This window comes from Vreelandella vilamensis (assembly GCF_031451755.1).
GTDB lineage: Bacteria > Pseudomonadota > Gammaproteobacteria > Pseudomonadales > Halomonadaceae > Vreelandella > Vreelandella vilamensis.
In genome coordinates this window covers 33,051-46,204 of the sequence record NZ_JARWAN010000009.1, presented here as the reverse complement: position 1 = coordinate 46,204, position 13,154 = coordinate 33,051, and the positions used below count along the sequence as shown (strand labels likewise).

The window sequence follows — 13,154 nt, the reverse complement described above, 5'->3', positions numbered from 1 at the left end:
ACTTACCGACGAAACGAGAGACGCGATGAGCATCTATGGCGATTATATTAAATCCGTTATCCGCACGGTGCCGGATTGGCCTGAACCGGGCGTGAATTTTCGCGATATTACCCCGTTGCTGCAAAACAGCGCTGCTTTTCGCAAGCTAATTGATAGCTTTGTGCACCGTTATCAAGAGATGAACCTAGATGCTATCGCGTCGATTGATGCGCGAGGATTTATCATCGGCGCGCCGTTGGCTTACGAGCTTGGTTGTAGCTTTGTGCCCGTGCGCAAGAAGGGGAAGCTGCCTTTTAAAACCATTAGCGAAACCTACACGCTTGAGTACGGTCATTCTGAGGTTGAACTGCACTCTGATGCTTTTCAGAAAAATGACCGCATTCTGCTAATGGATGACTTGATCGCCACCGGTGGCACTATGCTGGCAGCGGCTAACCTGATTCAGCGCAGCGGTGGTCAGGTGGTGGAAACCGCCACTATCATTGATCTACCTGAGCTAGGTGGGGCGCAGAAAATTCGCGATGCAGGTTTTGGTGTGTTCGCAGTTTGTTCCTTTACCGAAGACGAGTAACGCCTTTATGAGTACTCACCGTTATCACCAGCATTTTACGGTCTCTTGGGATCAGCTACACCGCGATGTGCGCCAGTTGTGTCATCAGTTAATTGAGCGTGATTTTAAAGGTATTGTGGCGATTACGCGCGGCGGGCTGATTCCCGCAGCGCTAATCGCGCGGGAGCTTAACGTGCGCCTAATCGATACCGTTTGCATCAAAAGCTATGATCACATGGATCAGGGTGGATTGGACGTTCTGAAAGGCGTTGACCATGACGGCGATGGCTGGCTTCTCGTTGATGATCTAGTGGATACCGGTAAAACGGCCAAAGCTGTCAGAGAGATGCTGCCTAAAGCGCACTTTGTCACGATTTACGCCAAGCCAGAAGGGCGCCCATTGGTTGATCAATACCTCACGGAAGTGGCTCAGCAGTGTTGGATCCAATTCCCTTGGGATATGGGCGTGGCCTACGTAGAGCCCCTTGTTGATCAAGTTAGAAAATAACATTTGAAACCCTGATGTTATGAAACCATGACGTTATGAAGCCATAAAGAGGTAAGGCAATGGCGAATCCGTTACCGGGTGAGTGGGGGAAAGCCTTAGAGAATGAGTTTCACGCTGAGTATATGCACTCGCTCAGGGCGTTTCTCGCCGATGAAAAGGCGGCAAAAAAGGTGATATACCCACACTCATCGAACTGGTTTCGTGCGTTTGAGCTAACCCCGCTTGATGAGGTTAAAGTCGTTATTTTGGGTCAAGACCCTTACCACGGTCCAAACCAGGCGCATGGTCTTTGTTTTTCCGTGCAACCGGGCGTGCCGGTGCCGCCATCCCTTGCCAATATCTACAAAGAGCTTGCCTCTGATGTTGGGTTCACGCCAGTTAAACACGGCCATTTGGAAGCCTGGGCCAAGCAAGGCGTTATGCTTCTCAACACGGCATTGACGGTTGAGCAGGGTAACGCGGCATCGCACCGTGGCAAAGGTTGGGAGTTATTTACCGATCGTGTGATTGAGGTAGTCAGTGAGCAAGCGCCTCCTTGCGTTTTTATGCTGTGGGGTGGCCATGCGCGGCAAAAGAAACAGTTGATTGATCGCAGGCGTCATTTGGTGCTTGAAGCGCCGCACCCTTCTCCGCTTTCCGCCCATCGCGGTTTTTTGGGTTCGCGACACTTTTCCCAAGCAAATGACTTTCTTCAATCTCAAGGCCGAACTCCTATTGATTGGCAATTGCCGCAAACCCCTTAACCTCAAGGTTTGTTACGCGTAGAATAGCGCACAATTTTGTATACCTGTCGAGACGACAAACGTCGTTGAATCAAATGCCTGCAGTGAGGAAGTCCCATGAGTGTTCATGCCATTAATCATCCGCTGGTGCAGCATAAGTTGGGGCTGATGCGAGAAGCGGATCTCAGCACCAAAAGCTTTCGTGAGTTAGCCGGTGAAGTGGCAAAGCTTCTTACTTATGAAGCCACTCAAGGACTAGAGCTTGAAGATCATGAGATTAAAGGCTGGAACGGAGAGCCAATTGCGACACGCCGTCTAAAAGGCAAGAAAGTGACGGTCGTGCCGATTTTGCGCGCAGGCTTGGGCATGCTGGAAGGTGTAACGGATTTAATTCCCAGTGCGCGTGTGAGTGTTGTGGGCTTGTATCGTGATGAAGAAACGCTGCAGCCAGTGCCTTACTTTGCCAAGTTCGCCAATGATATTGAAGAGCGTATGGCCATCGTGATCGACCCGATGCTCGCCACTGGCGGTTCCATGGTGGCAACCCTGGATATGTTGCGCGAGCGAGGCTGCGAAAGCATGAAAGTCATTGTCTTGGTAGCAGCACCCGAAGGTATCAAGCGTGTGCAAGAAGCCTACCCGGATATTGAGATTTACACGGCCTCCATTGACGAGCGGCTAGATGAAAACGGCTATATCGTGCCTGGCCTTGGTGATGCTGGCGATAAGATCTTTGGTACGCGATAAGCGCGCCTAGTATGACTGCCCCTTTCGCCCTGCGCGTTGGGGGCATTTTTTTGCTCTGCTGATAAACACGAACGAGATAGTGCAGCATGAAACTTATTTTGCTGAATATTAAGGAGGCCCCAAGTGACAGATACGACTGCGCAAACCGATTCATGGCCCAAAATGCTACTGACAGGCACTCAGATGCTCTTTGTTGCTTTTGGCGCATTGGTGCTGGTACCACTACTTACCGGGCTCGATCCTAGCGTAGCGCTATTTACCGCCGGTGCTGGCACGTTGGTATTTCATGCTGTCACCAAGCAAAGCGTGCCAGTTTTTTTGGCCTCTTCGTTTGCGTTTATCGCCCCCATTCAAGGCTCCATTGCTAACTTTGGTATTCCCGCTACTTTAGGCGGTTTGATGGCGGCGGGATTGGTCTACGTCGTGATTTCCCAAGCGGTTCGACTTAAAGGTACCGCATGGTTACACCGTTTGCTGCCCGCTGTGGTGGTGGGCCCAGTGATTATGGTCATTGGCTTGGCGTTAGCGCCGGTGGCGGTCGATATGGCCACCGGCGAAACGAGTGAAAACATCAACTATACCAAGGCGATTGTGCTGTCGATGGCAAGTCTATTGGTGACCCTGGTACTCGCCGTATTTGGGCGTGGGCTGCTTCGTTTGGTGCCTATCATCGGTGGTATTGTGACGGGGTATGTGCTGTCGCTTTTAATGGGCGTGGTCGATTTCTCCCCGGTAGTTGAAGCAAGCTGGTTTGCTCTACCCAGTTTTACTGCTCCTGAGTTTCATTGGGCGGCTATTTTGTTCATGATTCCGGTCGCTATTGCGCCAGCGGTAGAGCACATTGGTGACATGGTCGCGATTGGCTCGGTCACGCGTAATAACTATCTTGAAAAGCCGGGGCTTCATCGTACGTTGTTAGGCGATGGCTTAGCGACGACCTTGGCGGCTCTCTTTGGTGGTCCTCCCAACACGACCTATTCTGAAGTGACCGGTGCGGTGACGCTAACCCGCGCTTTTAATCCAATGTACATGATCGTAGCGGCGGTCATCGCCATCCTGCTGGCTTTTGTGGCTAAACTAGGGGCGCTTTTACAGACCATTCCTGGCCCGGTGATGGGCGGCATTATGACGTTGCTCTTCGGGTCGATTGCCGTTGTGGGGATGAACACGCTGGTGCGCGCCGGGCATTCACTGACAGCACCTCGTAATCTGGTGGTTGTATCGTTAATCCTGGTGTTTGGTATCGGCGGTATGCAGTTCGGCAATGGTCAATTTACGCTTCAGGGCGTAAGTCTGGCGGCAGTCGTAGGTATTGTGTTGAATTGGGTGTTACCGCGAGCCAGTGAAGATGCATAACCCGTTTGAGAAATAAAAGGAGCACGCCGCAATGCCATCAACACCGTCTTCATCCGCGCATACTGCAACTGTGACACCGATGCCTTTTCCTGTGCTAAGCGTTGCTGCCTGGAGTGGTACCGGTAAAACGACGCTGCTTACACAACTGATGCCGCTTCTGCGCGATTTTGGCCTTCACGTGGGCGTGATTAAACATGCGCACCATAGTTTTGACGTTGATAAGCCAGGTAAAGACAGCTATGAACTTCGCCAGGCAGGGGCATCGCCTATGTTGGTTGCTTCACATCAACGCTTTGCTTTGATGCAGGAAACCCCAGAGCAACAGGAGCCTGATCTTAATCACCTCCTCGGTTTGATGGTACCGCATGCGCCCGATTTAGTGATTGTTGAGGGGTTTAAAGCCTGGCCGTTGGCGAAGCTGGTGCTTTACCGCGAGGGGGTGGGAGAGCCTGCGATTTTGGATGATGCATGGGTGCGTGCGGCGGCTCTTAAAGCAGAAGATGAGCGCACGTTAAGGTCGGATATCACCCGTTTAGACATTGATGATATTCACGCAATTGCCCAGTGGGTGAGGCAGTGGATGCTGGCGGCGCGTGAAGCGACTGTGACATAAAACGTGATGGTGCCGCGACTCGTGTGGCCTGGTATTCTTTCTGCTAAAGCGATTTAAGGTGATTTTTCATGCAACTGACACATCTTAATGCCCGTGGTGAAGCCAATATGGTGGACGTGGGCGATAAACAAGCGACGCGTCGTGAGGCTGTGGCAACAGGACGCATTCTGATGCAGCCACGAACCCTAAAGCTATTGTTGGATGGTGCGTTGCCTAAGGGGGATGTGATTGCAACAGCGCGAATTGCCGGCATTCAGGCTGCAAAGCGTACTCATGAGCTGATTCCGCTATGCCATTCGCTTTCGCTGTCAAAAGTGGCGCTCAATTTTGACATTGACGAGCAAAATGGGTGTGTTCACGTTGAAGCGATGTGTCGGCTAAGTGGACAAACTGGCGTTGAGATGGAGGCGCTGACGGCGGTTTCGGTGGCGTGCTTAACGCTTTACGATATGTGCAAGGCGGTGGATAAATCGATGCGCATTGATGCCGTTCAGCTGGAAAGCAAGGAAGGCGGTAAGAGCGGTGACTACAAGCGTAATGATAGCGTCTATGAAAGTGCGCGCCCTATTGTAACCGGGGCTTGTGACGCTGGTGAGGTGAGTATAGGCGAGCGTTGTGCCTCGCCCTGTGTGCGAGTGAAGTTTTTGGCCGAGCTACGTGAGCGATTGGGTGAGAGTGAAGCCCTCGTCAACTTAGATGAAATGCAATCGCGCGATATCGGCGGTCTCAAAGCAGCGCTTGCTAAGCGTAACGATGCCTTTGTCGTGTTAAGTGATCGGCGTACGTTGTGTGCGGTTAATCAGGTAATGGCCAATGATAACGCGCCTGTTACCGACGATGACGAAGTGGCCTTCTTTCCACCTGTCACCGGGGGCTAAGATGAATATTGGCGTATACGTGCAGCTAGCTCCGTTCGATATGGCGTATGGCTATGATGACTTGCTTGCCCAGCGAACTGATGTGGGTGCCGTGGTGAGTTTTACGGGTCTCGTGCGTGATTTTAACGAATCGCCCGAGGTAACCGGCTTAACACTTGAGCACTACCCAGGCATGACCGAGCGCACGTTAGAAGATATTGGTGAGCAAGCGTGGCAGCGCTGGTCGCTTCAGGGGATTCGTATCGTTCACCGCGTTGGCTACATGGCGCCAGGCGATCCTATTGTGCGAGTTTCCGTGGCAAGCGCGCATCGCCGTGATGCCTTTGAAGCCTGTGATTTTATTATGGATTATCTTAAAACTCAGGCGCCGTTTTGGAAAAAAGAGCATGCTCAACAGGGCGACTACTGGGTAAAAGAACGTGATACTGATCAGCACGATGCTTCGCGCTGGTGATGAGTGAGCATCAACGCAAGTTCAGCATCAAAGTGATTCAGGCATCTCGGCGGCCATGATTTGTAAATGTACTTCAGGCAAATGCTGCATATGCTCCGCGAGCCACGCAATAAGACGGGGTTGTAACGCTTGACGAAGCTCCGCCAGCGTATCTGCGTGAATGTCGTCTAATTGCTCGTCTAGCCAGTCGCTAAAGCTGTCTTCATCAAGTGGGCTGGCACCGGCGTTATCCAGCATTAAGCTACCGATACGCCACCAACCTGTGTCACTGGCGGTAACGGGTAACGCGAGGTAGAGACTACCGCGTCGCGAACTATGGCTCGGGGTTTCAAGTCCAGGGTGAGGCGTAACGCTATTTTGATTCACAATACATGGTGGCTGTGGATAGCGCGCTTCACATTTGAGGCCGTGGCTATCAAATAACAGCATGTCGCCGTTAATGGGTGCCAAGGGTGCTTCAATTCCAAGCGACTCTGCAATGGCCTGGTGGGCCTGCTGGTGACGAGCCTCGCCGTGCACCGGTAGTAAATGCTTCGGCTTTACCCAGCGATAGAGCGTGCATAATTCATCGTGTGCCGGGTGCCCGGTGGCGTGAAGTTCAGGGTGGTTAAACTCATCAAATAGCGCGATGCCGAGTTGAATGAAGCGTTTTTTTAGCCGCTCAATAGGTCGCTCGTTACCGGGAATGGCTTTTGCGGAGAAAATAATGCTATCGCCCGGTTCAAGATCAACAAACGGATGTCGACCTTGTGCGAGGCGCTGTAAGGCCGCGCGGGGTTCGCCTTGGCTGCCGGTGGCAATAATCACGACCTCTTCCGGTGGTAAATAGCCTAAGTCGTGCGCGGGTACCAACGGTGGCAGTTCGTCTAAGTATCCTAATCCACGTGCGACCGTTACCATGCGCTCCATTGACCGTCCCATTAAGCTGATCCGTCGTCCGCAGCGTTGTGCTGCGCGAGCGATAGCGACAATGCGAGCCACATTACTGGCAAAGCACGACACCACGACACGGCCTTTACAAGTGGCCAGTGTTTTGGCTAAGGCGCGAGCAACATCGCCCTCGCTGCCGGAATGGCCTGGCATTGGGGCGTTTGTGGAATCGCCAACGACAAGATCCACCGGGGCTAAGGCGCGAAACTGCCCGGCGTCTACGGGTTTGCCGATCAGTGGCTCGGTATCGAGTTTCCAATCACCGGTATGCAACACGCGGTAGTCGCCTGCGTGCATAACAAGTGCGCAGCTTTCAGGGATGGAGTGGGTTAGCGCTAAATATCGAAGTGTAAAAGGGCCAGAGGTTAGCGCTTCTCCCGGCTCTACGACCTTAATGGCATCGTGTTTTAGGCCGTGCTCGCTAAACTTGAGCCGTAATAGCCCCGCAGCTAAGGGCGTGGCGTAAATCGGACACTGCCAATGGGGCCACAGCCAAGCCACTGCGCCGATATGATCTTCATGCCCGTGGGTAATAAATAGCGCGTCTGGGACAATATCAAGTGTTGTCAGCGTATCTATATTAGGAACTTGCAAGGGGGTGTTGGGTAAGTCCTGGCGTATCATCATGCCGCAATCGACGGCGATCCAGTGCTCCCTGAAACCATACAGCGTAAAATTCATACCCACTTCACCACATCCCCCTAGCGGCAGTAAGCGCAAAGGGTGGCGGCGGCGAGGGCGAATGTGTACGCGCGGTGCTTGCATGTTGATGAAAAGCCCTTGAAAGTTGGACCTTTACTATACGGGATTGCGGGGGCGTGTCACAATCGCACTTGTCACTAACAACGCCTTTTGCAGTGGATCGTGCCAAGTGTTGTTCCCCTCGTTACCATCGTTTTTTCGCCGCTTGGCGGACAGATTCGGTTGATAGAGTACGCTTACCTATGTCGATTTTCTCTCAGTCTCATTATTATCGCTTGGTGGTATCGTGTCCCGATCAGATTGGAATCGTGGCGCGTGTATCCAGTTTTATCGCCCAGCAGGGCGGCTCTATTACCGAGGCGAGTCAGCACTCTGATTTAGAAACTGGACGCTTTTTCATGCGTTATGAAATTTTGGCCGACTCGCTAGGTATCACACTAGAGGCGCTGCGCGAGGGTTTTACGCCGGTGGCAGAAGAATTCAATATGCAGTGGGCGTTAACCGATACGAAGCGTAAACCGCGCGTTGTCTTGATGGTCTCAAAAGAATCCCACTGCCTCGTCGATTTGCTCTATCGTTGGCAGGCGGGGGAGTTGGCGTGCGATATCGTTGGGGTCATTTCTAACCATGATGCCATGCGCGCCCTTACTGAATGGTACGGCATTCCATATTACCATCTCCCCGTTGACCCGCAGAATAAGCAACCCGCATTTGATGCTATCGAAGCGAAAATTGAAGCCCTGGATACCGATTGTGTGGTGCTGGCGCGTTATATGCAGATTTTGCCGCCAGCGCTGTGTCAGCGTTATCGGGGTCGTGTGATCAACATTCATCACAGTTTTTTACCTTCGTTCGCCGGGGCAAAACCCTATCATCAGGCCTATGAGCGTGGCGTGAAGCTGATAGGTGCTACCTGTCACTACGTCACCGAAGAGCTCGATGCCGGGCCGATTATTGAACAAGATATTCATCGCGTGAGTCACTGTCATACGCCGACAGATCTTGTGCGCTTCGGGCGCGATGTAGAAAAGGCGGTACTGGCGCGCGGACTGCGTTGGCATTTGGAAGACCGTGTGATTATTCACGGAAACAAGACAGTGGTATTTAGCTAATCCATCAACGGATGAGGTAGCGATGTCATTTGCACAGAGTGTGCTGGCTCCTTGGGCATTGTGGTTATGCGGCGCGGTTTCGTTAGCGGTGCTGGGGCGTATTTTGGCGCTGAAGCCGTGGCAGCCCTTATTCGCGGATACAGCACTGCAGCATCGTTGGCTGGCCGCAACCTTGGCGGTTGTGTTGATGTGGCAATTGCGGGCTCAAGCCGTTGATTGGTTGACACTGCATTTGGTTTTTACGGCATTGATGACGCTGGTTTTTAAAGCACCGCTTGCGCTCATTAGCAATGTGATGATTAACGTGGCGATGGTAGTGATTGGCCGTAATGAGTGGTCATTGCTGGGCGTGAATGTGCTAGTCACCGGCATTATTCCGGCATTGGTGGTGGGGATTATCTGGCGACTTGTGGATCGTAAACTGCCTGATAATCTAATGGTTTTTATGTTTGTATGTGGTTTTTTTGGCTCGGCTCTTGCGACGTTGGGAGGCGGCTTGACTGCCGTTGGGCTGATTGTCGCCGCGGGCACCGATCCTGAAGCCGTATATTTGGCACAGGAATATGCACGTTTTCTACCATTATTAATGCCGTCTGAAGCCTTTATCACCGGGATGTTGTTAAGCGTTTTGTTGGTCTACCATCCGAATTGGGTGGCCACATTTAATGACCACCGTTATATCGATATGCAATAGTACGTTTCCCGAAGCTTTTCCCTAAAGCTTCCCGGGGAGGGGTTTACCCAAGGGCTTGGCCGTTACCGCCACGAATGACGCCAACGCCAACACCTTCGATCTCTAACGCTTGAGTACGTAGGTCGATCACAATCGGATCGAACTCTGCGTTTTCGGCAAGCAGTTGAACGTTGTGCCCTTGACGCTTAAAGCGCTTAACAGTGACTTCGTCTTCAATGCGAGCGACAACGATTTGGCCATCACGCACACGTTCTGTGCGATGAACCGCCAGCAGGTCTCCTTCTAAAATGCCCACATCTTTCATTGAGAGTCCCCGTACACGCAATAAGTAATCGGCTTTCGGCGTGAAGTATTCAGGCGGTAGCGGGCAATAGCGATCAATGTGTTCATTAGCTAACACGGGGCTACCCGCTGCGACTTCGCCAATAACCGGCAAGCCGCTAGGCATTGTGCCATCAGCGGTAGACTCGTTTGAGAGCTCTTGCCCCTCGAGAGTTTCTTGCGCGGGCAAGCGGATACCGCGAGAGGTGTTACGGATAATGCGAATGGTGCCTTTGCGTTCTAGTGCGCGCAAGTGCTCTTCGGCTGCGTTAGGGGAGCGAAACCCAAGTGCTTTAGCGATTTCGGCGCGGGTCGGCGGGTAACCGTACTCGCTCATGGTTTTGACAATAAAGTCGTAAACATTCTGCTGACGAGCTGTTAAAGGCCGTGACATCGCAAGCTCCTTTTTTGCAGTTTTGATTTATGCACGTTTTGACATCTCGCTAGTACTGACTCAGTCAATAACGTTAAATGGTTTTGTGTGATTAAGTATACAGTATGTTGCTCTGTCCAGTGCAACCGTTACAGCCAATTTTCCTCATTTTTTCTGGTGCGTTTGTTTAAGCGCAATAAAGCAAATGTCGCGTTAGCGTTAAAAGTGCCCGATTCATCAAACATTGAGCCCGGATATCGCTTGGCGTAATATTCTAAAATGTTTAAAACACTCGTTTTTAGGAGCGACCATGGCTCAGTCTGATACGGTGACACGGATATTGGATACCGCTGAAGTTCTGTTTGCTGAACGCGGTTTTGCGGAAACGTCGCTGCGTAATATCACCAGTAAGGCGCGGGTCAATTTGGCTGCAGTGAACTATCACTTCGGTTCTAAAAAAGCCTTAATTCAAGCGGTGTTCTCTCGCTATCTTGATCCCTTTACACAGCGCTTTCATACCGCGTTAGATGAGCTGGAAGCACGCTACCAAGGGCGGGTAATTCCCCTAGAGGTGCTGCTAGAAACTATGGCCACGACGGTGCTGGCCGTGCCTGCCGAGCGGAATAGCTTGAAGGTGTTCATGCGTCTGCTTGGCCTTGCTTATAGCCAAGCACAGGGGCATTTACGTCGTTTTATTCAAGACGAGTACGGTGATGTGTTCACGCGTTTTACGGAGCTTGTGCGTCAGGCAACACCGACTATCCCCGATGCTGAGCGTTTTTGGCGTCTGCATTTCATGCTAGGAACCGTGATTTTTACGCTCTCAGGATTGGATGCGCTACGCGATATTGCGGAAAAAGACTATCAAGAGCAGGTTTCTGTGCGCGACCTTGTCAGGCGGTTACGCCCCGTCGTCGTCGCCGCGATGAACGCGCCGCTGCCTGCAAGCGCCGATGAGGAGAATTATGCGGACGCCCAAGCTCAGTGAGTTACCGCCCTTGCACGCCTATTGGCTGGAGATTGATACTCAGTGCCAGACGCTTACTTCATGGAAAGGAGAAAAAGCGCTTTTCTCTTGCTTAGTGTCTACCGCGAAGGCCGGCACAGGGCAGGACGAAAGTAGCGGGAAAACACCCCATGGATGGCATTATGTACGTGCCGCTATTGGAGGCGATGCGCCGTTGAGCGCGGTTTTTCGTGGTCGCCGCTGGACAGGTGAAGTCTACACGCCTTCGCTAGGGCAGCAGTATCCCGAGCGCGATTGGATATTAACCCGTATTCTGTGGCTTTGTGGTTTAGAGAGGGGTTATAACCGTGGCGGCTGCGTGGACTCTCAGCGCCGTTATATCTATTTACACGGCACGCCACAAAGCGAACCTATGGGAAAACCTCTGTCTCACGGCTGTATTCGCCTAAGCCAGGACGATTTGCTCTACGTATTTGACCATACACCGGCGGGAACGCCAGTGTGGCTACACGGTTAGCGAAAAGTTGCATGTAGCGAGTGTTGGTCTAAAATTAGCGCTCCTTTTTTCAGGATCTTTCGTTATGTCGCACCCCTTTGGCCCGGTCATGCTTGACCTTGAAGGGCTTTCGTTAACTCGCGATGAGCGCAAGCTATTAAAAGCCCCAGCTGTTGGTGGCGTGATTTTATTTGCGCGCAACGTCGAAAATGCCTATCAGGTGCGTATGCTTTGCGATGCCATTCGTCGCGAACGGCCAGGGCTTCTTATTGCAATAGATCAAGAAGGCGGTCGCGTACAGCGTATCAAAGACGGAGTGTCACGCTTGCCGCCGATGGCAGCTTTGGGTAAACGCTATCAAAACGCAAAAACAGAAAGCGTTGCGTTGGCGAAAGATGCCGGTTGGTTGCTGGGCTTAGAAATGTCGGCCTGCGGAATAGACATCACGTTTGCACCAGTGTTGGATATCGATAGCGGCGCTTCAAGCGTGATTGGTGATCGTAGTTTTGGCGCCGACCCTGAACAAGTCAGTGCCTTGGGTCAGGCTTTTATTTATGGACTCCATGAAGCGGGTATGGCGGCCATCGGTAAGCACTTTCCAGGTCACGGCAGTGTGGCAGAAGATTCGCATATAGCGCTTCCTGTTGATAAGCGCCCGTTAGATGCCATCAAGCAGCATGACCTTATCCCCTTTGCGCATCTTGCCAGCGACTTAGATGGCATTATGCCCGCTCACGTGATTTATCCTGCCTTTGATCATCGCCCCGCGGGGTTTTCGCCCAGCTGGCTGGGGATGCTACGAGAATCGCTAGGCTTTAATGGCTGTATTTTCTCGGATGACTTGAGTATGGCCGGGGCTCAAGTGGCGGGAGCTCCGGCAGCACGCGCCCAAGCGGCCCTACAGGCGGGCTGCGATATGCTACTGGTGTGCAATGACCGCGAGGCGGCGCTTGAGGTGGTGGCCGCTTGTAGCGGTCTCACTGCTAAACGTCCGGCGAAACTGCGTTACGCGCGTTCTCGGCCAGACATTGATGCGCTGACGGCTCTTGGGCGTTGGCGTCGCACTCACGCCCACCTTGAAGCGCTGGCGGCTGAGTACGCTTAAATTTTTTTGTGACTTTTGGAAGTAAGATATGGCTAAGCTAGACAAAGAAGCGCTCGCGTCGCGCGACTCCATGCGTGAACTAATGGACGACGCGGACTGCTTGATTACCCAAGAGCAGGTAGAGCACGCACTTGACCGTATGGCAGGGGAAATTAATCGCGATCTTGGCGATAAGCTACCGGTATTCTACTGTGTGATGAATGGCGGCCTGATTACCACTGGGCATCTGCTAACGCGACTTGGCTTCCCTTTAGAAGTGGACTATATCCACGCGACTCGCTATCGCAGCGAACTACGTGGTGGGGAGCTTTTTTGGCGTGTCTCACCCGAAGTGCCTATGGCGGGTCGCCACGTTGTCATCATTGATGACATTTTGGACGAAGGCGCCACACTTGCCGCCATTTTGGCATATTGCAAAGAAGCACAGGCGGCGAGTATCAGTACCGCCGTGCTGGTAGATAAACAGCACGATCGCAAGGCAGTTCCCGGACTTAAAGCCGATTATTGTGGACTCGAAGTGGCCGACCGCTTCGTTTTTGGTTTTGGCATGGATTACAAAGGCTATTGGCGTAACGCTCCAGGCATTTTTGCGCCCAAAGGCCTTTAACGCATGATACCAAGTGACT

General features: G+C 52.3%; 16 protein-coding genes. 14 read left to right on the top strand and 2 right to left on the bottom strand.

Translation table 11 applies throughout. The features are described 5' to 3' along the window. Positions 1-25 precede the first annotated feature (25 nt). The 8 genes from QC823_RS07370 (at position 26) to moaE (ending at position 5,828) form a co-directional block, all read left to right on the top strand. A complete protein-coding gene (locus QC823_RS07370; protein WP_309655717.1) occupies positions 26-571 on the top strand; it encodes an adenine phosphoribosyltransferase in 546 nt (181 codons plus the stop codon). A 7-nt stretch (positions 572-578) separates the two neighbouring features. Further along, a complete protein-coding gene (gene gpt, locus QC823_RS07365) occupies positions 579-1,058 on the top strand; it encodes a xanthine phosphoribosyltransferase (protein WP_179930833.1) in 480 nt (159 codons plus the stop codon). Between the two features lie 59 nt (positions 1,059-1,117). Beyond that, a complete protein-coding gene (ung, locus tag QC823_RS07360) occupies positions 1,118-1,801 on the top strand; it encodes a uracil-DNA glycosylase (protein ID WP_309655716.1) in 684 nt (227 codons plus the stop codon). Between the two features lie 96 nt (positions 1,802-1,897). Beyond that, positions 1,898-2,527, top strand: a complete 630-nt coding sequence (gene upp / locus QC823_RS07355) for a uracil phosphoribosyltransferase (RefSeq protein ID WP_309655715.1) — start codon at positions 1,898-1,900, stop codon at positions 2,525-2,527. 162 nt (positions 2,528-2,689) lie between these two features. Continuing rightward, complete coding sequence (locus QC823_RS07350) at positions 2,690-3,883, top strand: uracil-xanthine permease family protein (RefSeq protein WP_422823620.1); 1,194 nt, start codon at positions 2,690-2,692, stop codon at positions 3,881-3,883. 31 nt (positions 3,884-3,914) lie between these two features. Continuing rightward, on the top strand, positions 3,915-4,496 hold the full coding sequence (mobB, locus tag QC823_RS07345; protein WP_309655713.1) for a molybdopterin-guanine dinucleotide biosynthesis protein B: 582 nt from the start codon (positions 3,915-3,917) through the stop codon (positions 4,494-4,496). Positions 4,497-4,564: 68 nt separating this feature from the next. Next, positions 4,565-5,374 carry a cyclic pyranopterin monophosphate synthase MoaC gene (moaC, locus tag QC823_RS07340; protein ID WP_309655712.1) on the top strand — a complete coding sequence of 270 codons (810 nt, stop codon included), beginning with the start codon at positions 4,565-4,567 and terminating at the stop codon, positions 5,372-5,374. A 1-nt stretch (position 5,375) separates the two neighbouring features. Next, positions 5,376-5,828 (top strand): molybdopterin synthase catalytic subunit MoaE, encoded by a 453-nt coding sequence (gene moaE, locus QC823_RS07335; RefSeq protein WP_309655711.1) that lies wholly within the window; start codon positions 5,376-5,378, stop codon positions 5,826-5,828. Positions 5,829-5,855: 27 nt separating this feature from the next. Here moaE and QC823_RS07330 read toward each other — a convergent pair whose 3' ends face one another. Next, entirely contained in the window at positions 5,856-7,439 is a 1,584-nt protein-coding gene (locus QC823_RS07330) for a ribonuclease J (protein ID WP_309655766.1), read from the bottom strand. Between the two features lie 263 nt (positions 7,440-7,702). Here QC823_RS07330 and purU point away from each other — a divergent pair, with 263 nt between their 5' ends. Both purU and QC823_RS07320 read left to right on the top strand, forming a co-directional pair. Beyond that, on the top strand, positions 7,703-8,572 hold the full coding sequence (gene purU / locus QC823_RS07325; RefSeq protein WP_309655710.1) for a formyltetrahydrofolate deformylase: 870 nt from the start codon (positions 7,703-7,705) through the stop codon (positions 8,570-8,572). A 22-nt stretch (positions 8,573-8,594) separates the two neighbouring features. Continuing rightward, the gene (locus tag QC823_RS07320) at positions 8,595-9,266 is read left to right on the top strand and encodes an energy-coupling factor ABC transporter permease (protein ID WP_309655709.1); all 672 of its coding nucleotides are present in this window, start codon (positions 8,595-8,597) and stop codon (positions 9,264-9,266) included. Positions 9,267-9,309: 43 nt separating this feature from the next. Here the strand turns inward: QC823_RS07320 and lexA are convergent, their stop codons facing one another. Then, the gene (lexA, locus tag QC823_RS07315; RefSeq protein ID WP_309655708.1) at positions 9,310-9,981 is read right to left on the bottom strand and encodes a transcriptional repressor LexA; all 672 of its coding nucleotides are present in this window, start codon (positions 9,979-9,981) and stop codon (positions 9,310-9,312) included. A 289-nt stretch (positions 9,982-10,270) separates the two neighbouring features. Between lexA and QC823_RS07310 the strand changes: the two genes are divergently transcribed. The 4 genes from QC823_RS07310 (at position 10,271) to QC823_RS07295 (ending at position 13,135) form a co-directional block, all read left to right on the top strand. After that, positions 10,271-10,948, top strand: a complete 678-nt coding sequence (locus QC823_RS07310; RefSeq protein WP_309655707.1) for a TetR/AcrR family transcriptional regulator — start codon at positions 10,271-10,273, stop codon at positions 10,946-10,948. Continuing rightward, entirely contained in the window at positions 10,926-11,444 is a 519-nt protein-coding gene (locus tag QC823_RS07305) for a L,D-transpeptidase family protein (RefSeq protein ID WP_309655706.1), read from the top strand. The genes QC823_RS07310 and QC823_RS07305 overlap by 23 nt, the downstream gene beginning before the upstream one ends. A gap of 64 nt (positions 11,445-11,508) precedes the next feature. Beyond that, positions 11,509-12,528 (top strand): beta-N-acetylhexosaminidase, encoded by a 1,020-nt coding sequence (gene nagZ / locus QC823_RS07300; RefSeq protein WP_309655705.1) that lies wholly within the window; start codon positions 11,509-11,511, stop codon positions 12,526-12,528. A gap of 28 nt (positions 12,529-12,556) precedes the next feature. Then, entirely contained in the window at positions 12,557-13,135 is a 579-nt protein-coding gene (locus QC823_RS07295; RefSeq protein WP_309655704.1) for a hypoxanthine-guanine phosphoribosyltransferase, read from the top strand. Positions 13,136-13,154: the final 19 nt, after the last annotated feature.

Bases quoted from the DNA above. Each gene is read 5' to 3' on its own strand.
- upp (WP_309655715.1), top strand. From the start codon at position 1,898: ATGAGTGTTCATGCCATTAATCATCCGCTGGTGCAGCATAAGTTGGGG.
- QC823_RS07295 (WP_309655704.1), top strand. From the start codon at position 12,557: ATGGCTAAGCTAGACAAAGAAGCGCTCGCGTCGCGCGACTCCATGCGT.
- moaE (WP_309655711.1), top strand. From the start codon at position 5,376: ATGAATATTGGCGTATACGTGCAGCTAGCTCCGTTCGATATGGCGTAT.
- QC823_RS07310 (WP_309655707.1), top strand. From the start codon at position 10,271: ATGGCTCAGTCTGATACGGTGACACGGATATTGGATACCGCTGAAGTT.
- purU (WP_309655710.1), top strand. From the start codon at position 7,703: ATGTCGATTTTCTCTCAGTCTCATTATTATCGCTTGGTGGTATCGTGT.
- lexA (WP_309655708.1), bottom strand. From the start codon at position 9,981: ATGTCACGGCCTTTAACAGCTCGTCAGCAGAATGTTTACGACTTTATT.
- mobB (WP_309655713.1), top strand. From the start codon at position 3,915: ATGCCATCAACACCGTCTTCATCCGCGCATACTGCAACTGTGACACCG.
- QC823_RS07320 (WP_309655709.1), top strand. From the start codon at position 8,595: ATGTCATTTGCACAGAGTGTGCTGGCTCCTTGGGCATTGTGGTTATGC.
- QC823_RS07370 (WP_309655717.1), top strand. From the start codon at position 26: ATGAGCATCTATGGCGATTATATTAAATCCGTTATCCGCACGGTGCCG.
- QC823_RS07350 (WP_422823620.1), top strand. From the start codon at position 2,690: ATGCTACTGACAGGCACTCAGATGCTCTTTGTTGCTTTTGGCGCATTG.
- nagZ (WP_309655705.1), top strand. From the start codon at position 11,509: ATGTCGCACCCCTTTGGCCCGGTCATGCTTGACCTTGAAGGGCTTTCG.
- QC823_RS07305 (WP_309655706.1), top strand. From the start codon at position 10,926: ATGCGGACGCCCAAGCTCAGTGAGTTACCGCCCTTGCACGCCTATTGG.
- gpt (WP_179930833.1), top strand. From the start codon at position 579: ATGAGTACTCACCGTTATCACCAGCATTTTACGGTCTCTTGGGATCAG.
- moaC (WP_309655712.1), top strand. From the start codon at position 4,565: ATGCAACTGACACATCTTAATGCCCGTGGTGAAGCCAATATGGTGGAC.
- ung (WP_309655716.1), top strand. From the start codon at position 1,118: ATGGCGAATCCGTTACCGGGTGAGTGGGGGAAAGCCTTAGAGAATGAG.
- QC823_RS07330 (WP_309655766.1), bottom strand. From the start codon at position 7,439: ATGAATTTTACGCTGTATGGTTTCAGGGAGCACTGGATCGCCGTCGAT.